The sequence below is a fragment of the Clostridium estertheticum subsp. estertheticum genome, from assembly GCF_001877035.1.
Classification (GTDB): domain Bacteria; phylum Bacillota; class Clostridia; order Clostridiales; family Clostridiaceae; genus Clostridium_AD; species Clostridium_AD estertheticum.
Genome location: NZ_CP015756.1, coordinates 2,479,007 through 2,503,657, shown reverse-complemented (window position 1 = coordinate 2,503,657; position 24,651 = coordinate 2,479,007). Strand labels below are relative to the sequence as shown.

Genomic DNA, 24,651 nt, shown 5'->3' with positions numbered 1-24,651 from the left:
TATCAAATATTTTATTATGAATTCAACTATATATAGTTTTTAATATCCACTATTAGGTTATATAATGCTTTGTATTAAAATATAATTTCTATAGGGAGATGAATAATATGATAATATGTAGTCCATGTTTATTATACGATGATGAAGATCATATATGGAAATTTTATGTAAATGATAATAGAGAACTAGTATATAGTATAATGTACAATGAAGATAAGTGGACTAAAGAAAAAAAAATTGACAATGAAGTTATAGATTTTGTGGTAAGCTTAGACATAAATAGAGAAATTTGCATTGTATACAGTGTTAAACTCGGAGAGCTTAAGTACTGTGTATGGGAGGTTAATAATTGGCTTGGAAAAACTATTTATACTTTTGAAAATAAACACTATGAGATGTCAGAATTAACTGTTATTACAATTCATAAATCAATAAATATATTTTTCATTGCAAAAAACAACATAAACAAAATAAACTGTTCTTTAATTCATTTATGCTTAAATAAGGATGATAGTATATTTAATACAATAGATACCATACCATTTCAAAAAGATATTTTTTTTCATTATGAAGTGCAAAGGTTAGAAAATGATAATTTATCTTTAGTATTTATTAAAGGCGAAAAAGATGAAGTAGTACTAAATTTCATAGAATACAGAAATAATAAATGGAGTAATCCAAAAAGATTATATGGCATTATCGGTAGTAATGTTAACTTTTATACATTATTGCATTTAGATAATATAAATATAATGAATTTGTCTAAAGAAGGTTCTTTATATCTGTTAGAACATGTACTAATTGAACCCGATGGGAAAATGAAAAATTATAAAGTACATGAAACGTCTTATAAACCAACTAACTTTTGTCTGGTTGAAATTAAAGGCATCCTTTGGTCAATTTGGTCTGAAGGTGAAAATGTTTTTGTGTCTTCATTTAAAGACAAATGGAGTGAACCCTTCGAATATTATACGGAAACAACTGATGAATTTTTAATATACAAATATTTATCTTTAATCGATAAAAATAATGATATAAAGTGTAGATATATACTAGGAACAAATTCTTTTGAAATAAAGTTAGTATTACCTAACTATACAAATAATGACCATGATAGCGATCTTTCCAAAATCAATAAAGTAGATAATAAAGTAGATAAAGAAGTAATATTAGATTCTACTGTTGAAAAAGCAAAAAAAAATTTACAAGAAGAAGTCTTAATTTTAAAAAAAGAAAACAGAGATTTGAAAAAAGAACTTATAGATTTGCAAATAAAATATCAACAAAAACTAAGAGTTATAGAGGAATCAGAAGATAATTTCTTTAGACTTACAACTGCAAAGAAAAAGGCTGAAGAAAAACTTTCTATAATAGCTGAAATTCAAAAAACTTCTATGGAAAAGTTAAAGAGGATGGAAGTTGAAAAAATATCTAGTACTATACTACTAGATGAATTAACAAATAAATCACAGCAAATTGCTAATGAATATGAGAGATTAAAAAAGCAGAAAATATCTAAATCTAATGTTATAAGCGAATTGAAAAATAAATTGCAACAATTAACTAATGAAAAGGAATCGTTAAGGCGAGATTTAGATTTCGAAAAAAGCATAGGTATTGTAGATAGAATTTTTAAAAAAAGAACTGAAAAATAAATATCATATTATATAAGAAACTCAAGATAAAATATTTCACTTTAAATAAGTAAGATGAATTTAGTTAGCACAATAGTAATATGTTTTCATATTATACAATATCCACTTATTTTATTTAATATAAAATCATTTATAAACTTGATTAGCAACAAGGGGGATGTACAAGACTATGCAAGTAGAAGAAACCGAGTATTTAGTTGTCTACCCAGGTCATAATACTACAACACTTCTGTACCAAAGACTTTTAAAGAAGTCTTGCAATGTTGAATTAGTATCAACACCAATAAAAATATCTTATGGTTGCAGTCTATCCATTAAATTTAAAGAAATATATATTGATATTGTTAATGCTCAAATTCTAAAAATCAGTATAAAACCTAAAGGGGTATACAGAATTGTTAAAAAACCAAAGTATAATAACTACGAAATGATTTAGTTTGCGTTTGTATTATTTTGGATTTGGGTTTTCCGAATCCTTTTTTAGTTTGTGCATATTTAATGAAGTTAAAGCATATTTTCTATTAATAAGGCAAAGGGTGTGATTAGAATGGATACAATAACAAGAAAAAATTTTTATTTTGTTTCAAATATTAAAACTGGAACTTTAACTATAATTGACGGTCTTTGCAATACAATATTAAAAGAAATAACAGTAGGAAAAAGGCCAAATAAATTAGTAATAAAAGATAATAATACCATTGGAATTGCATGTGATGTAAGTAATACAATTTCTTTTGTTAATTGTAAAAGTTGCGAAATAAAGGAACACTTTATTTCTAATAATGGTAATTTACTAATAGATAAAACAAATCAAAAAATATATGTTTCAGACACCTCAGAAGTAACTATATATGAGGTGAATTTAGATAAAATAATAAACCGAATTAGAGGATTTTCAGCTATCATCGATATAAAGCTTAATTCTGATGGCACTAAACTCTATGTATTAGATACGTTATTAAAAGAGTTAAGAATTTATAGTACTGATACTTACACACTTATAAATTCAATTGAAAATGTAGGTGTTAATCCAATATGCCTTTTAATTTCAAAAGACGATAAAACAGCATATGTTTCAACGAAGATTGATATATTAAAAATAGATATTGATTCAAACATTATCACTAAACTAATTCTTCCAAAAGGGTCTTTGATTAATGGAATGATATTAAAAGGAAATATCTTATTTGCATCAAACACAGGATTAAATAGAATTGAATTAATTAATATTCATACTAATAAATCATATAAGCATATCCTTACCTCAAGGGCTGAACCAACGGGACTTTTTATAACTGATGACAATACTAAACTACTAATTACTAATAGAAGTAGCGATGATTATGGTGGAATTGATATAATAGATTTAAAATCAAATTGTTTGATTACTTCGATTCTCATGAATACAATTAATAGTCAACCCTATGATGTTATTTCAGTTAACCTTCCTTTTACATATGATCAACCGGTTGCAATTACTAATTTAAATCCAGATAGTAAACAAATAACAATATTAGCAAAAAGAATATTTGCATCATACAATGAAAATATAAGATTTCCCATTATAAGTTATAATTTACCTAAAGAAATAAATTCAGCTTATATTTATAAATGTACAAAATTCGAACAAGGGGTAATAGTGCCATCCTCAGAAAGCAGGAGATATATACCCTCAGCATCTGAATTCTCAAGTATTAAATTTATTGCAAGAGTTAACTATATAATTTATTATCTTAAAAATAATATAAATAAATGTATAAATGGATTTTTTGAAAAACCTATAGATGTTCTTTTGGATATTCCCAAAGACCTTAATTTAAATGAGTTTGAGCTTAATATTAAGACGACTACCAAATTTATAAATAATCCAGAATTTTCGAATAATGTACTTAGCTTTGGCGTTAGTAGTTTAATGGAGTTAAAAGTAATAGGTGAAGCTGAAATATATCTTAATAATTTAAAAGAAACTGATAACTTCGAAGAATTTACTATATTTGATGGCTCAATTTTTCCTGATGATACAATAATTCCTTTTTAAATATCATTAAATTAAAGATTTCTAGGTTTTTATGATAAAAAGAAAAGCGAGTAGGTAGCAATAGAACTTAATTAAGTTTCTATTGCTCCTTTTCGCTTGGTTTTAATTCTTCTATTATAAATTTATCAAAATAAATTTCCTCGATAAAATTATTTTCATCAAAACTTGTTTTACGTCTTTTATTATATTCAGTAACATTGGGTTTCAGCCAATAAGGTGTTGAAACATCAAATTTGTAACATAAGTCTGTTATACATAGTTTTAGATTTTCCTGGTAACTATCTTCTATTTCTGATATTGTAACTTCATCTCTTATAATTCTATTATCCTTTATTAATTTGCCCCAAATCTTTAACATCTCTGCCTCCTTACTTGTCTTTTTTATAAAAAATATTAATTATAATCTAATATTTTTTGCTAGTCCTAAGTTTATCATAATTATTAGATAAAGTCATGTTTTATATTAGGCATATATTATTAGTTTTTCATCTTTTATGAACCAGTATAAGTCGGTTATTTTTGCGAAATATTGCACATACTTAATTTAATATATCTTATAAATATAATTTATATATTAGGTTTAAGTATAAGACATAGGAGGTTTAAAAATACATGGTAAATTTAGGTGTAATACATTATGCATATATCATTATCATTCTAATAATTACTATTATAATTTCCATGAAGAAAGATGTAATACTTCCATGTATTTTGGGAATTGTAGTAATTGGTTATATATTTACAGGAAGTATCCTAATCGCTGTTCAAATTATATATAAGGCTATAGTGGTATCAGGAAAAGAATTCATTGAAATAGTTGTAGTTATTGCGCTAGTTAATGCAATGTCTAGTGCTTTAAATGATTTGGGTGCAGATGAAATAATTATAAAACCTATAAGAAAATTAATGATAAACAAAACTATATCATTCTTTGTTCTAGGTATTACTGTAACTTTGACTTCATGGTTTATTTGGCCAACACCAGCCATAGTTTTTATAGGGGCGCTAATGGTTCCTGCAGCAATACAATCTGGATTACCACCAGCATGGGCAGCAGTAGTTTTATGTCTATTCGGTAATGGGGTAGCATTATCAAGTGATTTTGTTCTTCAAGCAGCACCGTCAATAACTTCGAAAACTGCAAACTTGCCTAATGCATTGGGAATAATTAGAAAATGTCTGCCGTTTTGGGGCGTAATGAGTATAGTCACTATTACTATAGCATTTATACTCATGAGAAGAAATAAACCTACAGACGTAAAAGTAGATGAAGCTATAATTGAACCCAAGAAGTCAACACAAAGCAATTTAACAGGCAAAAAAATAATGGCAATAGCTACTCCTTGTGCATTTATATTAGATATAGTTTTTATAAAAAAACTTGACTTTATAGGATCTGAGTCAACAGCTCTAATAGGTGGAACAGCATCAATAATAATGATTATTTGCTCTATACTTAATACTAATTTTAAAACGTCATTAAGTGAAGTTACTAAATATGTTAAAAATGGTTTTACTTTTGGTATAAATATTTTTGCTCCAATTATAATTATCGGTGCTTTCTTTTTTCTAGGAAGTGCAGGTAGTGCAGTTGATATATTGGGTAATGGAGCCACTGGGATTCTAAGCGATATCGGGGTATATGCCGCAAGCAAGATACCTTTATCTAAATATTCAGTTGTAGGTATACAAACTGCAGTAAGTACTCTACTTGGGCTTAGCGGCTCAGGTTTCGCTGGCCTTCCGTTAGTTGGAACTTTAGCTAATACCTTTTCGACCACAATTAATATAGATAAAGAACAGATTGCAGCATTTGGTCAAATAATTACCATCTGGATTGGTGGAGGAACCATAATTCCTTGGAGCGTGGTCGCCGCGGCTGGAATATGTAAGGTTGAACCTTTTGACGTTGCAAAGAAGAACATTATTCCTGTAACTTGTGGAATAGTTGCTACAGTAATATTAGCACTAATAATTTTATAATTATTAGTGCTAATATTTTAATTAATAGTGACCTGTGCTTTAATTAATGGTAGCATGATAGATATACTAATACACTTAAGGAGAGTTTACATAAATGAATATTCAATTTTTCGGAACAAAAAAATGTTTTGATACAAAAAAAACTGAACGATATTTTAAGGAAAGAAATATAAAGTATCAATTTATTGATATAAATATTAAAGGGCTTAGTAAAGGTGAATTACAAAGTGTTAAAAGATCTGTAGGCTTAAATAATTTAATTAACACAAATGCAAAAGACTATAAAAAATCAAACATAAACCAAATTAGGGGAGAGGAACTTAAAGAAGAAATTTTATTAAAAAATCCTCAACTTCTTAAAACTCCTATAGTTCGTAATGGGAAAGATGCCACTGTTGGTTATGTCCCAGAAATATGGACAACCTGGGAATAGTGATACAGGACCTAGACTTACGAAAGACTGGTTGGAGAGATTAGAAGTTGATGATGTTACTATTAATAAGAACTATGTCAGTTAAGGTGGATTAACTTTTATAGTTAATCCACCTATTAAAGTTACTTAAATCATTCTAAGTTCATCTATATTAACACATAGAATAGTTGCTATTGTTTCTATTATATTAAAAGATGGATTTTTTTTACTTCCTCGTTCCAGTTCTTCTAAATAAGTTTGTGATACATGTACACTCAAATTCTTAGATAAAGTTGATATATCTTTGCTTGTTAAAGATTTATTAAGTCTTAATTCTCTAATTTTAGCGCCATTAAGCATATAAAAACCTCCCTATATAGATATATAATACATATAAGCTTATATCTTTAGTATACTAAGTTGTACAAGTTAATTATACTATGAATATAAGAAATTGCTATGTTATTATTATGTTTTTTTTATTAAGATTAGAAGCAAATTATAAAAAATTACTAGTTATATAGTAGTTCATTAACAAAGAGTTTAGTAGTTGCAAAGCTCGTTCACGTTTTGTTAACATATTCGCCATTCATGTGCCATAATATATCTTTATTATATAATTAGGGCTAAAAATAATAGCATTAAAAAGAAAATAAGGTAGGATTATATTGTAAATACCAACCAATTTTGTTTATATTAAATTTGTTTATATTAAATTTGTAATTAAGGAGAATTATATATGATGGAAACTATTTTAATAGTTGATGATGAAGAAAGAATCAGAAATCTTGTATCCATTTACTTAAGGAAGGAGCAATATAATATTCTGCAAGCTGAAAATGGCAGAGAAGCTATAAATGTCTTTAATAAAAATGCAGTAGATTTGGTTATTCTAGATGTAATGATGCCAATTATGGATGGCTGGGATGTATGTAAGGAAATAAGAAAGACTTCTAACATTCCAGTTATAATGCTTACTGCTAAATCCGAGGAAGACGACGAATTATTAGGCTTTGAATTAGGCACGGATCATTATATTACAAAGCCTTTTGTTCCAAAACTGCTAGTAGCTAAAGTTAAAGCAATCATAAGACGAACTTATAGCACTGAGAGTGTTGCAAAAGAAGAAGACAATTTTGATGGGCTTGTTGTTGATAATTTAAGCCATGAGGTTACTGTAGACAATGTCGAAATAAATCTATCGCCAAAAGAATTTGAACTATTAAATTATTTTATACTTAATAAAAGAATTGTATTAAGTAGGGAAAAAATATTAGATGCTTTATGGGGTATTGACTATTTTGGAGATCTAAGAACAGTCGATACAGTTATAAAAAGATTAAGAGAAAAGTTAGGTGAAAAATCTTACCTTATAGCAACAGTAAGAGGTACTGGATACAAATTCGAGGTGAGAAATGAAAAGTAAAAGGAGCATTACAAGAAAACTTTTCTTTATAACCTCTATAGTTTTTGTAGTTTTTATAACTACTAATTTAATAGTTCAATCAGCATTTTTCGGGCAATTTTATATAAAATGGAAAAGTGACACCTTGTCACATGATCTCGTTAAATTTAAAGATAAATATAGTTTACTTAAAACAAATGATGAGGAGACTAGCTTAATTAGTGCTTTTGAAGATAAGAATAGTTATAAAATAATTATAAGAGATAAAGCAGGTAATTTGAAATATCTTACAAAAACGGTTGACGCAAGAAAGGACTCTATAAAGGCAAGAATTATGGATCAATTAATGTCAACTCAAATAGAAACTATAGGTGGAGTTGCTAAATTCAAAAAAGATAAAAAACCTTTGATCTTCCTTACCGATAATAACCTAGATTTGGAAGTAAGTGCAACTGCTATTTCCTATAATAGTGTAGCCGGTATTTCATATGATGAAAAAAAAGATGAATTTATATACTTATATACTTCATTACAACCAGTAAATGAAGCAGTTCAAGTTATTAAGGAATTTTACTATTATTTTTATATAGGAGCCATAGTAATAATTTTATTTCTTTCTTTAATCTATTCAAATATGATTGCAAAACCATTAATAAAAATAACTAAAACAGCAGGTAAAATGGCAAAACTTGACTTTACAGAAAAGTGTGTAGTAAAAAGTAATGATGAAATCGGAGCTTTAGCGACTTCACTTAACCTTCTTTCAGAAAATTTAAATGAATCATTAACATCACTTAAAGATGCTAATTCAAAGTTAGAAAAGGATATTGAAAAAGAAAAGAAATTAACAGAAATGAGAAAAGACTTTGTTGCAGCAGTCTCTCATGAACTTAAAACACCTATAACCCTTATAGAAGGGTATACTCAAGCATTAAATGATGATATTTTAGAAGGCGAAGAAAAACAATATTTTATTGATGTAATAATGGATGAATCAAGAAAAATGAACAACTTAGTATCTGATATGCTAAATCTATCTCAACTAGAGTCAGGAAATTTTAATTTGGTTCAAGAAGATTTTTATATTGATGAATTAGTAAAACCGCTTGCTAAGAAATTTTCATCCATGCTTAATGAAAAAGACATTAAACTTAGTGTTAATTTAGTTCAAAACATAAAAGTAACTGCTGATTGGAACAGAATAGAACAAGTCCTAACGAATTATATGACTAATGCAATAAGGCATGTTAATAATGGTGGAACAATAGCTGTAACAATGCTCGATAGAGAAGATAGTATCTGCGTAGAAGTTGAAAATAGCGGAAGTAAAATTGATGAAGCTGAATCGGACAAAATATGGGATACTTTCTATAAAGTAGATAAATCAAGGACTAGAAAACTTGGAGGTACTGGACTAGGGCTTTCAATAGTAAAAAACATAATATTACTTCACGGTGGTAGTTGTGGAGTGGCGAACACAGAAATGGGAGTTAAATTCTATTTTATTTTAACAAAGCAATAATGATTTATATATTTTATATTTGTAGGGTAGCACCTGGTTCCATTACCTTTGCACTAATTCAAACAGGTAACTGCTCTACAAAATATAAGGTACAAGTGGTTTTTTACCTAGATCGTCATAAGGTTAAAGGAGAAATTATTTAATTTAATTGCATGCTGTATAAAAACTATGATTTTCATAGGACTATTTTTAGAAAATGTATGTGATTAGCCGGCCATGAATTTTTATAAAATATATCTAGTGCCTGAAATGAATGTTGGGAAATTAAAGGCTGTGAATATCTAAAAGAGGTGATAATGGCAGAGTGAAAAATTTTTCCATTATCATCTTCAAAAAACATTAAGTCACCTAATTCAAGCAATCTAATATCGTTTACTTCAAAACCCTTTATTCCTGAAGCCTTAGATTGGTAGTTATTTTTCAAAAGCCAATAAAGAGAATGTGCCACCGTCCATGAAATAGACCATGTGTCATCCTTAGTACTTATGTTATTAGCTTTATGATACCACCAAGGATGTGATACATTATATAACATAGGGGCTCCACCTGCTAGTAGACATTGAGATAAAAAGTTCGCACAATCTCCACTAGTCTCATTATTAATAAGCGGGAAGTACCTAAAGCTCTGGTTTGGAAATAATGCATAGGTTCTTGCATATTTAACAGCATTTACTCTGGAATACTGATTTGTTCTAAAAAACTCCATGTTACTCTCCATAAAATTACTATAGTTAAATACTATGATGAAAATAGCCTGGAGGTTCATAAAAAAAAGAAATTTTATTGAATTTCTTTTCAGCTATTACTATAATGCATTTCTTATCTTGTTGTACTATCAAACATTATCCACCTTAATTTTACAAGTGATTTCCCTTCTGAAATAAAAAGCCCTGTTAATGTAAGCATGATTCCTAGTATTGCGATTTATGTAACATTCAATTTATTAATTATATAAAATACTCAAGATAAAGGCTGCTTCCTCTTTTTGATAATTAACTTTCCTTAATAAACAACATTTAATATCTATGCATCCTGCATTTTTATGTATTGAATTATTTATATTATCTATAAATTTCAGTTTTTATTTCAATTAAAACCATTCAATATAATAAAAGTTATATTGAATGGTTTTGTTTTTGCTTTAATTTTCACTTTTTCACTCATTTTATATGTGATTTTTCTTATTTTATGGTATACTTGTATTGTAAACAATATGTTTACGTGTATAAAGTGTTTGATAACAATAGTATACATAAGTATACAAATTAATATTTATAACTGTTTAAATCTAAATTTATAAAAAAATCAATAATAAATGGACCCAGATAAGTATTTTACATGATATTATTAATATTGAGATGACCCAGGAGATGATTCATTAGGCAGTATCAATGTCTAGGTTATAAATGGGTTTAAATGTAAAAAAAATAAATTAATTCTATAAAATACTGGTTTAAGAGAGGAAGAATAAGATGGATGCAATATTAAGCGTAAGAATAAGTGATGAGATAAAGCAAAAGTTTAATGAATTAGCTCAAAGTGAGGGCATAAATAACAAAGAATTTATGGAGCAAGTGGTTAAATACTATGAATTAAATAAAGCTAGAGAAGAAGACAGTAATATGTCATCGGATATAAATGAATTACAAACAATAACAAATAGGATATCCGATATATATATAAATATAGTAGAAAGAAATAATATAAAAACCTTAGAGGTGAAAAATGTTCATAAAAATGAGTTAGTAGATAAAGAGAAAGAAGTTCAAAAGCTATACGAAAATATCATTTCATTAAAAGAAGAGAAAAAAGAAGAGAATAAGAGGATTACTTTATTTGAGAAAGACCAATCAGATAATAAACATATTGTTAAGGAATTACAGGAAAATGCTAAGAGTTTAAAAACTCTAAATAACATGCAGGGTGAAAAAATATTAAAACTAAATGAAACCAATGAAAAATATATTAAATATAAAGATGAAATCTTAGTCTTAAAAACAGAACTTGAAAAGCTAACAAATGAGAATATACAATTAAAGCAGGATTTATCAAATAAAAATGAGGAAGCAAGAAGATTAACAAAGCAAGTAGATGAATCAAATAAAATAAACGAGAAGAAGATAGATGAACTAGAGACAAAAGCTAAACAAGATATTGAAGTGCAAAAGGAAAGAGGCATCTTTCAAATGGATAAAGAACTTTTAAAATTGAAAGAGGAGCAACAATTAAAGATTCAAGAATTACAAGAAAGTTTTAATGAGCGAATTAATGGATTACTAAAAGAAAAAGAGGAAGCTGCCGAGAAATTTAATAATATGGTTTCAGAAATAAATGAAGTTCGAACAAAGCAGACCAGTATCAAATCATCTACGGGGTTGCTGTAACAGTTGGGTGTTTAAACACTGCCATCTTTTTTAGTAGTTTTATCGCATAGATGCTTATAGAGTCTAGTGAAAGCTCTTGCTCATATAGATTACGGAATTCTTCTTGCTTTTTCGGTGAATGAACATACCATGAGCGGAGTTCCGTACTAGGGGCTACTTCTTTTAACCACATATCCAATTGAGCGTTTGCTTAGATATCTCTCTTGGCCATATGCGATTTATTAATGCTCTCTTTCCATCACCTTTAGATGGCATATCATAAATCCTCTTAATTCTACTAGTCATAGATATATGGTGTTGCCTGTAGACATTTTATTTCCACCTCTGCATTTATGCTAGATTTAAATGATAATTGATTTATAATTACTTATATAAATAAGATTACATGTTATACGCCTACTTATTTTTATTATAGTTATTATTTTATTGTATATTTAAGTTATAAAAGTGCAAACTAATATATAGAATATATCATAAAAGTAGGAGAATGGCATTACTACCAGCTTTCTTAAGCCCAAATGTATTACAATTTCTTGCTGACAATTTTGACCTTAGATCAATAAGTAAACCAGAAGATGACTTATTAAAAATATTAGGATAATAAAATTAAATTAAATTGAAAATAATAAAGCTTAGAATTGTGAAATCAGTTTAAAGCTTTATTAGTTTTTAGTTTTGTATCGTAAATTATTAAGTTTTTTTAAATGAAAAACGTTATATAGTAATAGAACAAGGGAAAGTTGTAAAGATAATGGAAATAAAATTTTGTGAAAATAATTTTACTTTTGGAATAGAGGAAACTATGAAAAAGTTAAAAAATAATTATCCAGAGTTAACTAAACGTCGGAAGACTGGCTAGGTTACTATCGAGACTGTGCAGTAGGACCGCATGATCTAAATTAGAAACGAGCTACTATCAAAAAATTCATTCTTATACATTGCACGTAAAAATATAGAATTGAAGGAGTGGGTCTTATGACATTTAAAATTAGTAATAAAGTAGCATGGGTTGGGAAAATAGATTGGGAGATAAGGGATTACCATGGTAAAGAGTATTCTACTCATAAAGGTACCTCTTATAATTCATATTTAGTTAGAGATGAAAAAACGGTACTTATAGATACTGTATGGCAGCCATTTGGCAAAGAGTTTGTTTCTAATTTAAAAAAGGAAATAGATTTAAATAAAATTGATTATATTATTGCCAATCATTCAGAAGTAGACCATAGTGGAGCATTACCAGAACTCATGAGGGAAATACCGAATACCCCTATTTATTGTACTAAAAATGGAGCAAAATTTTTGAAGGCACACTATCATAAAAATTGGAACTTTATTGAAGTTAAAACTGGAGATACATTAGATTTAGGAGAAAACAAATTAGTATTTTTGGAAGCAAGAATGCTTCATTGGCCGGATAGTATGTTTACTTATTTAACAGGAGAAAATATATTATTTAGTAATGATGCCTTTGGACAACATTATGCATCTGAACTAATGTATAACGATAAGGTTGATAATGCGGAACTATATCAAGAATCAATAAAGTATTATGCTAACATTTTGACTCCTTTCAATCCTTTGGTAGTAAAGAAGATTGACGAAATCTTGAGTATGAATCTTCCATTAGAAATGATTTGTCCAAGTCACGGAATTATTTGGAGGAATAATCCACTTCAAATTGCCGATAAATACTTAGAGTGGGCAAAAAATTATAAAGAAAATCAGGTTACAATTATTTATGATACTATGTGGAACGCAACTAGAACAATGGCAGAAGCAATATCTAACGGAATTAAGGAAGTTAATAAGGATGTTACAATCAAAATTTATAATTCTTCTAATAATGACAAAAATGATATTGTTACAGAAGTATTTAAATCAAAGATGGTACTAGTTGGTTCTTCAACAATAAATAAAGGAGTTCTCTCGTCCACTGCAGCGATACTTGAAATGATAAAAGGGCTTGGATTTAAGGGCAAAAAAGGTGCAGCATTTGGAAGTTATGGTTGGAGTGGAGAGTCAGTTAAGTTAATAACAGAAGAATTAAAAAAGGCAGGGTTTGAAACAATAAACGATGGTATAAGAGAAATGTGGAACCCGGATGATGATGCAATAGTTAGATGTAAAGATTTTGGTAAGAGTGTAGGGGAGATTATAGGATATACTATACAATAACTTATAATATTAAGTAAACTTAAAGGAGATGTTTTCATGGATAAATATGTTTGTTTAGTGTGCGGATACATTTATGATCCAACTGTAGGAGATCCCGATGGCGAAATAAAACCAGGTACTAAATTTGAGGATATTCAAGAAGATTGGGTTTGCCCATTATGTGGAGTTCCAAAATCAGATTTTGAAAAAGTGGAGTAAAATTTCTTCTTGCAGAAGAACAATGTCCAGTGGCAGCCATAACTGTGGAGCAACAATATTGATTTAGATACATAACAAAATAAGGAGGCAATATTATGAAAATAGAGAAAATATTAGATAAAATAGTATATAACGAAGAAAAATTCACTAAAAGGATTATATTTAAAGAAGATAGAGTGCTAAACTTCGTTTTGAATTTTAAACCAGGGCAAGGGGTTCCCGCTCATAATCACGAACAAAGTGATCTTATTATTCATGTGCTTGTAGGTCAAGGAGATATGGGTGTGGACGGAATAAATTATAAAATCACTCAAGGTGATATTATACACTGCAAGGGTACTGAAATTTTTAGCTTAACTAATACTAGTGACAAAGATATGTCATGTTATGTTATACTTGCCCCAAATCCATCCCCAATGTATTCAAAAGAAGTTATGTGAAAAATTGAAATTATAAATGGAACTCTGGGGCATACCTTGGAGTTCTTTATTTTAATTCACAAATGAAATACTAATCTTTCATAATCCACCCTTTAGGCTATAAGTGTAGTTTATCTGACAATATTGTAATATCCTCTACAATTAATTATATATAATAAAGCTTAGAATTGTGAAAATAGTTTTAAGTTTTATTATTTAATGCCCCAATACTTTTTAAGCGATCAGGGCATACCTATGTGTTATCTTGGGTTATTGCCCACTATAAGGAGTATAGACTATGGAGTATATCATGATACAATATATATGATAACTTAAATTAACATAGATGATTTTATGTATTGAAAATATAAAGGTTGTTTAAATACCTATGAAGTTACGTGACTATGAAAATAGCTGGTAATTACTTATGTAGATTGCAGATAGGTGTTTGTAAACATCACGTATGGAGGAGATTACAAGGAAGACGTAAGCTCAATTACATTAGTATGGTTTGGAATTTATACAAGAATATAAAGGAGAGATTACTATGGAAGTTGGATTAATTAGGTGTATGAAGACTGAGGATATATGCGCTGCCACAAAGGACTTTATGGTTATAAGGAACAAAAAAGGTGCGTTTAAAGGTATAAAGGAAGAAATCAAAGTAATAGGAGTTAATAACTGTGGTGGCTGCCCCGGTGACAAAGTGGTAAAAAGGGCACAGAAAATGGTAAAGGTGGGGGCAGACACAATTGCTTTGACATCCTGTATTACAAAAGGGAGGCCTATTGGATCTGTTTGCCCATATGTAGAGAAAATGAAGGAAGCAATTGAGAATAAATTAGGCAATACAATTAAGCTTATTGATTATACCCATTAATAAAACAATGGCTATTATCTTGTAGAATATTTACAAATAACTACCCTTTACTTTTAGACTATATTTTATATCCTTTTGTTCTATTTGTTGTGAAACTATTGTATCATATGATTTTTTTTAGTAAAATATAAAGAGGAATATTAAAAATATTATACAAAGGTAGATTTATGAGAAAAATAATTATTCTATTGTTTATAACACTTGATGATGTGATGCAGGCCCCTAAAAGACACAAAGAAGATTCATTTCTTTATGGAGGTTGGTCTGCCTAGTGGAATGATGTTTTGTAAACGCTCTGTTGCTCAGATTAATATATGAGCAGTTATAGAACATAACATAATTAATAAGACAAATATTAAAGGGGTATAACATATGGTTAGATCAATTATGAAAGACATATTCTTTCTTAATCAAAAATCAGAACCTGCTACAAAAGAAGATGTTCAAGTGATACAGGATTTGCTTGATACGCTTAAAGCAAATAAAGAAGGTTGTGTAGGAATGGCAGCTAATATGATTGGTGTCAAAAAAAGAATTATTCATCAGCATGGGCGATATGAACGCTGCGATGATTAACCCTGTGATAGTGAATAAATCGGGTCAATATGAAACAGAAGAAGGATGTCTTTCACTTATAGGTGTTAGAAAAACTAATAGATTCAAAGATATTGAAGTAGAGTATTTTGATTCGGGATTTAAGAAGCAAAGGGGAAAATACTCAGGATGGATTGCTCAAATTATTCAACATGAAGTAGACCATTGTGATGGGATAGTCATATAGAAAAGGTAAGCGAGCTGTTTTTTAGTTTGGAATGATTTATATAACAGGAAATTTATTTATCATATCTCTGTATAGAGATTCAAATGATGATTGCTCTCATTATCATCCATCAGTCAAAATTCAAATATAAAATTAGCTCAGTAAAATTGAAATAAATGCACAAACAAAATTGACTAAATTGTTGCTATATGATATTCTATCGAAGAATATATATACAGTTTTTATAAATATTAAAGCAAAAAAGGAGTTATAATGAAATACGAATATAAAACACTTGCTAGTATTAGACACAAAGTTTTTACGGCCGTAAGTAAGATGGCTTTTGAAGACAATTTAAAAGAAATGGGAAATATTCCATATGAGATTATTACTGGAGATGTGGGTAAGTATAGAGAAAGTACATTTCTTGAAAGAGCAATAGTTAGTGAGCGAATCCGTTTGGCAATGGGATTAAATCTAAGATTAAATGATAAATCAAGAGCAATTACAGAGGGGTTAGAGGAGGCAACAAAACCTTCAAAATATTATGAACCGCCACTTGTAAATATTATAAAATTTGCTTGTAATTCTTGCCCAACAAACAGTTATGAAGTTACAAATATGTGCCGCGGCTGCCTAGCACATCCTTGTGTAGAAGTCTGTCCTAAAGGTGCAGTTAGTATAGCTAATGGGAAAAGTGTTATTGATCAGGAAAAATGTATAAAGTGTGGTTTGTGTGCTAAAGCGTGTCCATATTCAGCAATAATAAAACATGAGCGACCTTGTGCCAAGGCATGTGGAGTGGATGCAATATATACGGATGAGTATGGCAGAGCATCAATAGATTATGATAAATGTGTTAGTTGCGGAATGTGTTTGGTAAATTGTCCTTTTGGAGCAATATCTGATAAAAGTCAAATATTTCAACTGATTCAGGCGATTAATCAAAAGAAAGAAGTAATTGCAATTGTAGCTCCATCATATGTGGGGCAGTTTGGTAGGAATGTTGGATTTAATGATTTTAAAAAAGCAATGGTTACAATTGGATTTAAAGATGTTGTTGAAGTTGCGATTGGTGCAGATATTTGTACGATTGAGGAGGCAAACGATTTTATAGAAAATGTACCTGAAAAACTATCATTTATGGGTACTTCATGCTGCCCTGCTTGGTCTGTTATGGCTAAAAATTTATATCCGCAGCTTGCCCAAAATATTTCAATGACTTTGACTCCAATGGTTTTTGCTGCTCGATTTGTGAGAGAAAAGCATAAAGATGCAAAAATTGTTTTTGTTGGACCATGTAGCGCTAAAAAACTAGAAGCTTCAAGAAAAAGCGTAAAAAGTGAAGTGGATTTTGTAATTACATATGAGGAATTATCTGGAATGTTAGAAGCCAAAGAAGTAGGAATAATTGGTACAGATATGAGCTTGAGTAATGAAGCAACTGGTTCAGGAAGAGGCTTTGCGGTTGCAGGTGGAGTTGCTAAGGCTGTAGCTGATTTGATAACAAAAGAACATCCAGGGCGAGAAGTGAAGATTAAAGCTGCGAATGGGCTGAGAGAATGCAGAGAGATGTGTAATGATGCCGCAAAAGGAAAATATGATGGATATCTCCTTGAAGGAATGGCGTGTCCGGGTGGCTGTGTGGCTGGAGCTGGGTGTATTGTCAAACCTAACATAGCTGGTGGTCAGGTTAAACAAGCGACTAAAAATTCTGAGCTGAAGATTTCAGATGAGTCTAAATATGCTGATAAGATTTACTTGTTAGATGAAAAAAATCTAGAGTAAGAATATAGAATATTGTTATTTATTTATTTATTTTTGTGCCATTGAGAATAAACATTTGTAGCAGCAATTGATGGAATAAAGGCATATTTAAGAAAAATTCTTAGATATGCCTTTTTATTTGCGTTGTCTCGCATAGAAAAAAATTTTTCATTTAATAATAATAGCAGTTGCATTTTAATTAAACTTTGCTTCAACTTTTACTATAAGTATGTCATTATTCAATTATATAGAATATTAATATAGATTTCAGATATTTAACATAAGAATATTATGTAAAAAAATATTCAATTAAAGCATAAAATATGTTCTTTTTTCTATTTAAAGACTATTTTAATTGTAAATGCTGTCTAGATAGAATACAATTTTATTATATTAGCTACATATTTAAGTCTTTCTTATTAGTCTATGTTAAACTTATTAAAAGCTATATAAATAGAATTGATGTTAGATATCCTATAAGCGAAGAAGTTCAACGTGGTTTATTTGCCACAAGTCATATACAGAATATGAAAAATACTCAATCACTTGCTAAACATCTGAATACTATGAAAGTGATGAAAAGTAGCTTTAGAAAAAATAGAAAGTTTAAAAGGTAGTGTAAATTTAAAAGGATGGTGTAGTAAATGTTAAATAAACGTAGTATAGCAATAAAACCGCAGCAAAAAGAGGCAGTTTACGGAAATATAACATCAGAAGAAACAAGGATAACAATAACACCAAAAATGATAAAAGGACTATTAGATCAGTCTATAATAGGCCAAGAAGGGGCTAAAATAGAGTTATCTATAGAATTACATAATCATATGATAAGAATTGCAACTGGTATAGATTTAGAAAAGCATAATATATTACTAACTGGACCAACAGGTACTGGAAAAACTTTACTAGCCAAAAAATTATCAGATATTGCCCAAGTGCCATTTGTTATTGGTGATGCCACAAGTTTGACCGAGGCTGGATATGTTGGTGATGATATTGAGAGTATGATATACTCACTTTTAGTAAGGGCAGAGGGCGATATTGAACTTGCCCAGAAAGGAATTATATTTATTGATGAACTTGATAAGATAGCCAAAAAGGGTGAGACAATGACTATTACAAGAGATGTATCAGGTGAAGGAGTTCAGCAAGGTTTACTTAAGATGGTTGAGGGTAGTATTGTTAGAGTACCAGAAGGTGGAGGTCGTAAAAATCCCACAAGTAAAATGATTGAAATAAATACAACTAATATTTTATTTATTGCAGGTGGATCTTTTGATGGTATTGAAACTATTGTGGAAAATCGCCTTAAATTTAGTCCAAATAATAGGTTAAAGCAGTTTACTAAGCCAGGAATTGTAAGAAAATTAGGTTTTAATGTGACAGACAATGTAGAATCAACTGTAAAGAATTATGAAAAAGATTATGAATATACAAAGTATCTTAGATCAAACATAATAAAAAAAGATTTGCAAGAGTTTGGATTAATTCCAGAGTTACTTGGTAGATTTCAAGTATTATCAAATTTAGATCCATTATCAAGAGATAATCTTATTGAAGTACTTAAACTTGATACTAGCGTATTTGAACAGTATAGAAGGATATTTGCTTATTTGGGCAAAAATCTTGAGTTTAACAATAATTGTTTTGAAGCAATTGCAGATATTGCTATTGAAGAAAAGATGGGCGCTAGAGGATTAGTTAGTATTGTTTCAAGAGTTTTAAGGGATTTAAGATATGATGCACCTTCAGAAGACACTAAAGATTACTATGTAGACAAAGACTATATACTTAGTGTTTATGCTAAGATAAATAAAGATTTACCTATAATAGCTGATATAGAAGTTAAAGTAGAATCAGAAGTAGCAGGTGAGGTATTATAAGCTCCAAAGTAATATATTAAATACTTGTTTAGGATAGATGCTCAATAAAATAAGTTTACAATCATTAAATTAAAATGATTGTAAACTTATTTTCTTATAGATATATTTACGTCTCTTTGTAAATTGTAGAATGCAAATCTATGGTATATAATGTATTTATAGGTTGCTAGATCTTATTTAATACTTTTAGAGGGGTGGATTTTATGTCTAATGTTCAAAATATATATGATAACGAAATTTTCTTTGAAGGATACAAGAAGCTTCGAGATAACAAAATTAATTACAATAATATTCAGGAAAAACCTGCAATGCAAAGTTCGCTCCCTGATATGGTCGGAAAAACTGTACTTGATTTAGGTTGTGGTTTTGGAGAGAACTGTGTTAATTTATTAAATAGGGGCGCTGCAAGGGTTGTAGGTGTTGATATCTCAGAAAAAATGCTATCAATTGCAAAAGTTGATAATGCCTTTGAAAGTATTGAATATATTCATCTTGATATGAATGATATAAGCACAATAGAGGAGAAGTTTGATATAGTTTATAGTTCCCTTGCTTTTCATTATGTTAAATCTTTTAGCAAATTACTTAGAGACATAAATTATTTACTAAAAGATAATGGCTTGCTTATTTATTCACAAGAGCATCCGCTTACCACAGCTCCAAAACAAGGGCCAGTATGGACATTAGATGAAAATAAAAAACCTTTGTTTTATAATCTTTCTGACTATATGGAAAGTGGTGAACGTAGTGTGAAATGGTTTATTGAAGGTGTAATAAAATATCATAGACCATTTTCTGAAATTATAAACACTCTAATTGAAACGGGCTTTAAAATTGAAAAAATGCTTGAACCATTACCAGACGAGGAAGCTTTAGAGCTTATACCCAACATGAAAAAAGATATCCATAAACCAAATTTTTTATTAATTAGAGCTGTAAAAATGCAATAATAAGGATATAAAAAGTTATAAAAAATTATAAGTAATCAGGAGGAATAAATTGGAGTATAAATTTATAAAAACTTCATTTAACGAAAATAAAGCTATGTTTTTTAAATATTTTAATAGTTTAAGTGGAATTTATGATAATTTCCTAGAATCTCATATTTTAAAATCAGATTTATATTCAATATATATTGATAATAATAACAAAGGATATTTTGCAATTTATGAAGACAGACTTCTTACACAATTTTATGTAGATATTAGTGCGATGAAATATGCTCAAAGTATTTTCAAAGATATATTAGAGCAATATCATGTTAAAGGTGCTTTCGTACCAACTTGCGATGAACTTTTATTATCCTTATCACTGGATTTTCATAAAAAAGTAAATATGCAGGCCTATTTTTTTGAAGAAAACAAAAATTTGATGTATGAAATAAAACCACCAATGTATAATAGGAATCTTTTAAGAGTAGCTACAGAAATAGATACACCTGCTATAAAAGAACAATCAGATAATTTTTTTGATACATTTCAATATAGTTCTTTACAAAATAAAATTTATATATTAGAAAAAAATGATGAAATTTTAGGCTTTGGTATAATAGAAGATTGCAATATTTTTACGGAGTATAAAGCTACGGGTATGTTTACAGTTGCAAAGTATCGCCAAAAGGGAGTTGGAAGAAGTATCATTTTGCATTTAAGGGATATTTGTCATGAAAATGGATTTAAGCCACTAACAGGATGCTGGTACCATAATTATAATTCTAAAAATACATTGGAAAGTTGCGGATATATTAGTAACACTAGACTTTTGAACGTTGAATTTTAGAATTACTGCATAAACTGGGTTATATTACCAAGGAGGTCTGAATTATGGAACATATAAAAATTAATGGTAAAAAGTATAAATTTATTATCGGAACTGGTGAAGAGGATAAATTTAGAATAAGTTTTAATGCTTTAACTAAGAAGACATTTGGATTTGATTTTGAACAGTGGTATCAATACGGATACTGGAAAAATCAATTTTTACCTTATTCACTCATGGATGGAAACGTTGTTGTTTCTAATGTGTCAGTAAACATAATGGACTTTGAGGTTTTTGGGAAATCAAAACGTTATATTCAATTAGGAACAGTGATGACTGATGTTGCTTATAGAAATAAGGGACTCAGTAGAGTAATCATGGAAAAGATCATTGAAGAATGGAAAGATAAATGTGATTTACTTTATTTATTTGCGAATGACTCAGTACTCAATTTTTACCCGAAATTTGGGTTTACAACATTAAACCAATGTCAGTGTACAAAATTTATAAGTAAACATGATAAAAATGGACTTGTAAAAAAATTAGATATGACTAATAAATGTGACAGAGCATTAGTGTATGATAAAGCAAATGTTCCTTCTTCATTAGCTAAAATTTCTATGTGTGGTAATGCGGAATTGATTATGTTTTATTGTACTTTGGATATGACTGACAGTGTTTATTATATTCAAGATTATGATGCAGTTATAATTGCAAATTTTGAGGGAGATGCAATAGAGATACTAAATGTCTTTTGCAAAGAAGATATTTTGTTAGATAAAATGATTGATTATTTGGTAGATGAAAACATAAAAAGGGAAAAACTTTATTTTACACCAAAAGAAACTGATTCTTATTTAATTAAGCCAATAGAAGGAGAGGGTACTTTATTTGCTCTAGGTGAAGATACACTGTTACTTGCGAATAATCAATTTATGTTTCCAAAGTTATCACACACTTAAACAGATAAACAGTAATCATAATATAGATTTCAATTGTGGCATTAGCCTAAGCTTTAGCTAATGCCACTTCATTTTCTATTTAAAGATATAATTTATTTATAGGGATTATCTTTAAAGTGTTTATAAGTTAAATACACAAAGGGAAACAGCACACATAATGTTATTGCTATGGGTTGTAAATCTTGCATAGGTATGACTCCTTTCTCAAAATGAATAGGTTATAACAATTCTTTCTTTGAGTAAATTTTTATAGATACATTCATAGAAATATAGATAATAGCAATTATAGCCACAATCGATATCAGGTACTGAACAAATATAGTCATTGCAGACAATCCTGTAAAATTGAGTTTAATATTGGCTTTTATTAATAAAACCATTAAGGATGGGGCTCCCATAATCACTAAGACGAAGAAATACTTTGTTTTTTCAAAACCTAATTTATATTGTATGGGTGTATATATACCAAATAGAATTACTGAAATCAGCATAGCAATAAGGTAAGTGGATGGTGTAAGGTATTCAATTTTGGAAAATAGTAGTGCTAGTACATTGTATGCCACAGAGCAATAAGCAAATGGTAACAATAGAAACACATATCTTGCTTTTACAAGAAGACTGCGAGAGTAAGGCGTAGCACATAGCAAAGTCTCCGCCTTAGGGTATTTCATTTCTGCCATCAAAACATATTGATACAACATAAACACCGTAAAAATCACTGACATAACAAAAGAACTTAAACCCAAAAGCTGGGACGATTGTATCATCATAAGAATTGGTATGGCAATTGGTATAAGTATCATAAGTAGCAAATATTTTTTTATAAGTAAAAAGTCTTTTTTAACAAGATGAAACAACATTATTTTCCCCCTCCTTCTACATAACCAAGCATAATATCTTCTATAGTAGGTCTTTCAATCAATATGTCTTTCATGCTATTTTGAACTTGAGATAATTTATTGGTTATACCAGTAAATCCAAAGCTTGATTCTTGAATATTTAAGAATAGTTTTCTTCTGTCAACAGTCAAATCTTTGTTATCACCTTTTACTAATCTATGGGTATCCATTAATGCATCCTTCTCTTCATCAAACAAAATCTTGCCATTATTAATAAGAATTATCATATCAGCAATTTTATCTAGATCTGAGGTTATGTGCGTTGAAAAGAAAACGCTTTTACCACCTTGTTTCATATAATCCGTCAAGATATTCATAAGCTGGCTACGGATTAAAGGATCAAGGCCACTTGTAGGTTCGTCCATAATAAGTAAGTCCGCCTGATGAGAAAGTGCCAAGGTCAATGCGAATTTCATACTCATACCTTTTGAGAGTGTTGAAATCTTTTGGCGTGGATTTAGCGAAAAACGGTCCATGTAGGTTTTGTAATCCCGTTCATTCCAACTAGAATATGCAGGTGCAATAATGCTTTTCATTTCTTTCATTGACAATTCGTCATAAAAGCAATTTCCATCCAGTACAACTCCAATACGGTTTTTTAACTCGTGCTCGTGCTTATCCATAACTTTCCAAAGAATTTGACAGTACCAGTATCTTTCATTACAAGACTAAGAATGCTCTTTATAGTGGTTGTTTTACCAGCCCCATTGATACCTATAAAACCTGTAATACACTCTTCCTGTAAAGAGAAACTAACATCATTAAGGGCAAAATCACCATAAGATTTATTTAAGCCTGATACTTCTAATACATTGCTCATTGTTAATCCTCCTCATATAGAATATCCATCATTGCGTTTAATTCCCCTTTAGAAATTTTTAACGTCTTTGCTGCTAAAATTAAGTCCTGCATTTTTTGTTCAACAATACGCCGTTTAGAGTCCCGAAGTAGTTCTAAATTACCAGCAGAAATAAAAGTGCCAATGCCCACCTGACTTGTAATAAAACCCTCTTGTTCTAATTCATTGTATACACGACGAATAGTAAGAACGCTTACTTTCAAATCAGTGGCAAAATTTCTGATAGATGGAAGCGCATCACCCTCAGACATCTCACCTTTAAAAATAATATCTTTTAGTTGATCTTTTATTTGTTGGTATAGGGGTATATTAGATATATTAGAAATTAGGATCTTCATGTCAGCTTATCACCTTCCCAAAAATTAGTGTGTATCTATTCAATACACACTATACACTTAAGACACTGTCTTTGTCAAGATGTAATTGCAGCTTTAAAAGTTAAGGATGACAATAAAGGCACATTTTTGTTTAATCCATCGATATTTAATTGAAACAGGATCATTATTAGTAGGCCCAATTACTTGAATTACATCGAAGTCAATGTCATGAAGTTTAAACTGTTGCTCCGTAAGCATATATGATATATCCCTATGAGCAATGAAAAATTGACTTTAAAATGTATTCATAGTTTATTTAGAACAACGAGAGATACATTAAAAAGAAATTTGCTATGAAAGGATGGGAGAAAT

Annotated in this window: 22 protein-coding genes and 3 pseudogenes; 18 read left to right on the top strand and 7 right to left on the bottom strand. The window is 29.2% G+C overall.

What is annotated here, in order from left to right:
- Positions 1 to 107 precede the first annotated feature (107 nt).
- The 3 genes from A7L45_RS11470 (at position 108) to A7L45_RS11460 (ending at position 3,693) form a co-directional block, all read left to right on the top strand.
- A complete protein-coding gene (locus A7L45_RS11470; protein ID WP_071612899.1) occupies positions 108 to 1,655 on the top strand; it encodes a hypothetical protein in 1,548 nt (515 codons plus the stop codon).
- Positions 1,656 to 1,812: 157 nt separating this feature from the next.
- Positions 1,813 to 2,091, top strand: a complete 279-nt coding sequence (locus A7L45_RS11465) for a putative Se/S carrier-like protein (RefSeq protein WP_084647444.1) — start codon at positions 1,813 to 1,815, stop codon at positions 2,089 to 2,091.
- Between the two features lie 111 nt (positions 2,092 to 2,202).
- A complete protein-coding gene (locus A7L45_RS11460; RefSeq protein WP_071612897.1) occupies positions 2,203 to 3,693 on the top strand; it encodes a YncE family protein in 1,491 nt (496 codons plus the stop codon).
- A gap of 79 nt (positions 3,694 to 3,772) precedes the next feature.
- On the opposite strand, the gene A7L45_RS11455 is transcribed toward A7L45_RS11460, so the two are convergent.
- Complete coding sequence (locus tag A7L45_RS11455) at positions 3,773 to 4,051, bottom strand: hypothetical protein (RefSeq protein ID WP_071612896.1); 279 nt, start codon at positions 4,049 to 4,051, stop codon at positions 3,773 to 3,775.
- 254 nt (positions 4,052 to 4,305) lie between these two features.
- Between A7L45_RS11455 and A7L45_RS11450 the strand changes: the two genes are divergently transcribed.
- Positions 4,306 to 5,676, top strand: a complete 1,371-nt coding sequence (locus A7L45_RS11450; RefSeq protein WP_071612895.1) for a hypothetical protein — start codon at positions 4,306 to 4,308, stop codon at positions 5,674 to 5,676.
- A gap of 94 nt (positions 5,677 to 5,770) precedes the next feature.
- Complete coding sequence (locus A7L45_RS11445; protein WP_071612894.1) at positions 5,771 to 6,109, top strand: arsenate reductase family protein; 339 nt, start codon at positions 5,771 to 5,773, stop codon at positions 6,107 to 6,109.
- A gap of 126 nt (positions 6,110 to 6,235) precedes the next feature.
- On the opposite strand, the gene A7L45_RS11440 is transcribed toward A7L45_RS11445, so the two are convergent.
- Positions 6,236 to 6,448, bottom strand: coding sequence for a helix-turn-helix domain-containing protein (locus A7L45_RS11440; protein ID WP_071612893.1), 213 nt, complete (start codon positions 6,446 to 6,448; stop codon positions 6,236 to 6,238).
- 379 nt (positions 6,449 to 6,827) lie between these two features.
- Here A7L45_RS11440 and A7L45_RS11435 point away from each other — a divergent pair, with 379 nt between their 5' ends.
- A complete protein-coding gene (locus A7L45_RS11435; RefSeq protein ID WP_071612892.1) occupies positions 6,828 to 7,514 on the top strand; it encodes a response regulator transcription factor in 687 nt (228 codons plus the stop codon).
- Entirely contained in the window at positions 7,504 to 9,015 is a 1,512-nt protein-coding gene (locus tag A7L45_RS11430) for a sensor histidine kinase (protein ID WP_071612891.1), read from the top strand. Before A7L45_RS11435 ends, A7L45_RS11430 begins: the two co-directional genes overlap by 11 nt.
- Before the next feature lie 175 nt (positions 9,016 to 9,190).
- Here the strand turns inward: A7L45_RS11430 and A7L45_RS11425 are convergent, their stop codons facing one another.
- Positions 9,191 to 9,721, bottom strand: a complete 531-nt coding sequence (locus A7L45_RS11425; protein WP_071612890.1) for an amidase domain-containing protein — start codon at positions 9,719 to 9,721, stop codon at positions 9,191 to 9,193.
- Between the two features lie 766 nt (positions 9,722 to 10,487).
- Between A7L45_RS11425 and A7L45_RS11420 the strand changes: the two genes are divergently transcribed.
- Positions 10,488 to 11,399 (top strand): GumC domain-containing protein, encoded by a 912-nt coding sequence (locus tag A7L45_RS11420; protein WP_071612889.1) that lies wholly within the window; start codon positions 10,488 to 10,490, stop codon positions 11,397 to 11,399.
- Here the strand turns inward: A7L45_RS11420 and A7L45_RS24280 are convergent.
- Positions 11,383 to 11,654 (bottom strand): annotated as a pseudogene (locus A7L45_RS24280) (DUF488 domain-containing protein). The gene A7L45_RS11420 and the pseudogene A7L45_RS24280 sit on opposite strands and share 17 nt — an antisense overlap.
- A 720-nt stretch (positions 11,655 to 12,374) precedes the next feature.
- Between A7L45_RS24280 and A7L45_RS11410 the strand changes: the two are divergent.
- The 10 genes and pseudogenes from A7L45_RS11410 to A7L45_RS11365 all read left to right on the top strand — a co-directional run bounded on the left by A7L45_RS11410 (position 12,375) and on the right by A7L45_RS11365 (position 22,204).
- Entirely contained in the window at positions 12,375 to 13,577 is a 1,203-nt protein-coding gene (locus A7L45_RS11410; protein ID WP_071612887.1) for an anaerobic nitric oxide reductase flavorubredoxin, read from the top strand.
- Between the two features lie 36 nt (positions 13,578 to 13,613).
- Complete coding sequence (gene rd, locus A7L45_RS11405; protein WP_071612886.1) at positions 13,614 to 13,775, top strand: rubredoxin; 162 nt, start codon at positions 13,614 to 13,616, stop codon at positions 13,773 to 13,775.
- A 95-nt stretch (positions 13,776 to 13,870) separates the two neighbouring features.
- Positions 13,871 to 14,215 (top strand): cupin domain-containing protein, encoded by a 345-nt coding sequence (locus A7L45_RS11400; RefSeq protein ID WP_071612885.1) that lies wholly within the window; start codon positions 13,871 to 13,873, stop codon positions 14,213 to 14,215.
- A gap of 526 nt (positions 14,216 to 14,741) precedes the next feature.
- Positions 14,742 to 15,074 (top strand): CGGC domain-containing protein, encoded by a 333-nt coding sequence (locus tag A7L45_RS11395; RefSeq protein WP_071612884.1) that lies wholly within the window; start codon positions 14,742 to 14,744, stop codon positions 15,072 to 15,074.
- Between the two features lie 372 nt (positions 15,075 to 15,446).
- Positions 15,447 to 15,855 (top strand): annotated as a pseudogene (locus A7L45_RS11390) (peptide deformylase).
- Positions 15,856 to 16,107: 252 nt separating this feature from the next.
- Positions 16,108 to 17,622 carry a 4Fe-4S dicluster domain-containing protein gene (locus A7L45_RS11385; protein ID WP_071612883.1) on the top strand — a complete coding sequence of 505 codons (1,515 nt, stop codon included), beginning with the start codon at positions 16,108 to 16,110 and terminating at the stop codon, positions 17,620 to 17,622.
- 623 nt (positions 17,623 to 18,245) lie between these two features.
- On the top strand, positions 18,246 to 19,484 hold the full coding sequence (clpX, locus tag A7L45_RS11380; protein ID WP_071612882.1) for an ATP-dependent Clp protease ATP-binding subunit ClpX: 1,239 nt from the start codon (positions 18,246 to 18,248) through the stop codon (positions 19,482 to 19,484).
- Positions 19,485 to 19,687: 203 nt separating this feature from the next.
- Positions 19,688 to 20,434 (top strand): class I SAM-dependent methyltransferase, encoded by a 747-nt coding sequence (locus A7L45_RS11375; RefSeq protein WP_071612881.1) that lies wholly within the window; start codon positions 19,688 to 19,690, stop codon positions 20,432 to 20,434.
- Positions 20,435 to 20,483: 49 nt separating this feature from the next.
- Positions 20,484 to 21,263, top strand: a complete 780-nt coding sequence (locus A7L45_RS11370) for a GNAT family N-acetyltransferase (protein ID WP_084647443.1) — start codon at positions 20,484 to 20,486, stop codon at positions 21,261 to 21,263.
- Positions 21,264 to 21,307: 44 nt separating this feature from the next.
- Positions 21,308 to 22,204, top strand: coding sequence for a GNAT family N-acetyltransferase (locus A7L45_RS11365; RefSeq protein ID WP_071612880.1), 897 nt, complete (start codon positions 21,308 to 21,310; stop codon positions 22,202 to 22,204).
- Positions 22,205 to 22,422: 218 nt separating this feature from the next.
- Here A7L45_RS11365 and A7L45_RS11360 read toward each other — a convergent pair whose 3' ends face one another.
- The 3 genes and pseudogenes from A7L45_RS11360 to A7L45_RS11350 all read right to left on the bottom strand — a co-directional run bounded on the left by A7L45_RS11360 (position 22,423) and on the right by A7L45_RS11350 (position 24,300).
- Entirely contained in the window at positions 22,423 to 23,064 is a 642-nt protein-coding gene (locus A7L45_RS11360) for an ABC-2 transporter permease (RefSeq protein WP_071612879.1), read from the bottom strand.
- Positions 23,064 to 23,923, bottom strand: a pseudogene (locus A7L45_RS11355) (ABC transporter ATP-binding protein). Before A7L45_RS11355 ends, A7L45_RS11360 begins: the two are co-directional and overlap by 1 nt.
- Before the next feature lie 2 nt (positions 23,924 to 23,925).
- Positions 23,926 to 24,300, bottom strand: a complete 375-nt coding sequence (locus A7L45_RS11350; protein ID WP_071612878.1) for a GntR family transcriptional regulator — start codon at positions 24,298 to 24,300, stop codon at positions 23,926 to 23,928.
- Positions 24,301 to 24,651 lie beyond the last annotated feature (351 nt).

Excerpts from the sequence above, each read along its gene's own strand:
- A7L45_RS11420 (WP_071612889.1), top strand. The coding sequence starts at position 10,488 with ATGGATGCAATATTAAGCGTAAGAATAAGTGATGAGATAAAGCAAAAG.
- A7L45_RS11360 (WP_071612879.1), bottom strand. The coding sequence starts at position 23,064 with ATGTTGTTTCATCTTGTTAAAAAAGACTTTTTACTTATAAAAAAATAT.
- A7L45_RS11400 (WP_071612885.1), top strand. The coding sequence starts at position 13,871 with ATGAAAATAGAGAAAATATTAGATAAAATAGTATATAACGAAGAAAAA.
- A7L45_RS11460 (WP_071612897.1), top strand. The coding sequence starts at position 2,203 with ATGGATACAATAACAAGAAAAAATTTTTATTTTGTTTCAAATATTAAA.
- A7L45_RS11430 (WP_071612891.1), top strand. The coding sequence starts at position 7,504 with ATGAAAAGTAAAAGGAGCATTACAAGAAAACTTTTCTTTATAACCTCT.
- A7L45_RS11455 (WP_071612896.1), bottom strand. The coding sequence starts at position 4,051 with ATGTTAAAGATTTGGGGCAAATTAATAAAGGATAATAGAATTATAAGA.
- A7L45_RS11435 (WP_071612892.1), top strand. The coding sequence starts at position 6,828 with ATGATGGAAACTATTTTAATAGTTGATGATGAAGAAAGAATCAGAAAT.
- A7L45_RS11450 (WP_071612895.1), top strand. The coding sequence starts at position 4,306 with ATGGTAAATTTAGGTGTAATACATTATGCATATATCATTATCATTCTA.
- A7L45_RS11470 (WP_071612899.1), top strand. The coding sequence starts at position 108 with ATGATAATATGTAGTCCATGTTTATTATACGATGATGAAGATCATATA.
- A7L45_RS11445 (WP_071612894.1), top strand. The coding sequence starts at position 5,771 with ATGAATATTCAATTTTTCGGAACAAAAAAATGTTTTGATACAAAAAAA.
- A7L45_RS11395 (WP_071612884.1), top strand. The coding sequence starts at position 14,742 with ATGGAAGTTGGATTAATTAGGTGTATGAAGACTGAGGATATATGCGCT.
- A7L45_RS11425 (WP_071612890.1), bottom strand. The coding sequence starts at position 9,721 with ATGGAGTTTTTTAGAACAAATCAGTATTCCAGAGTAAATGCTGTTAAA.
- A7L45_RS11365 (WP_071612880.1), top strand. The coding sequence starts at position 21,308 with ATGGAACATATAAAAATTAATGGTAAAAAGTATAAATTTATTATCGGA.
- A7L45_RS11410 (WP_071612887.1), top strand. The coding sequence starts at position 12,375 with ATGACATTTAAAATTAGTAATAAAGTAGCATGGGTTGGGAAAATAGAT.
- A7L45_RS11350 (WP_071612878.1), bottom strand. The coding sequence starts at position 24,300 with ATGAAGATCCTAATTTCTAATATATCTAATATACCCCTATACCAACAA.
- rd (WP_071612886.1), top strand. The coding sequence starts at position 13,614 with ATGGATAAATATGTTTGTTTAGTGTGCGGATACATTTATGATCCAACT.
- A7L45_RS11440 (WP_071612893.1), bottom strand. The coding sequence starts at position 6,448 with ATGCTTAATGGCGCTAAAATTAGAGAATTAAGACTTAATAAATCTTTA.
- clpX (WP_071612882.1), top strand. The coding sequence starts at position 18,246 with ATGTTAAATAAACGTAGTATAGCAATAAAACCGCAGCAAAAAGAGGCA.
- A7L45_RS11375 (WP_071612881.1), top strand. The coding sequence starts at position 19,688 with ATGTCTAATGTTCAAAATATATATGATAACGAAATTTTCTTTGAAGGA.
- A7L45_RS11385 (WP_071612883.1), top strand. The coding sequence starts at position 16,108 with ATGAAATACGAATATAAAACACTTGCTAGTATTAGACACAAAGTTTTT.
- A7L45_RS11465 (WP_084647444.1), top strand. The coding sequence starts at position 1,813 with ATGTACAAGACTATGCAAGTAGAAGAAACCGAGTATTTAGTTGTCTAC.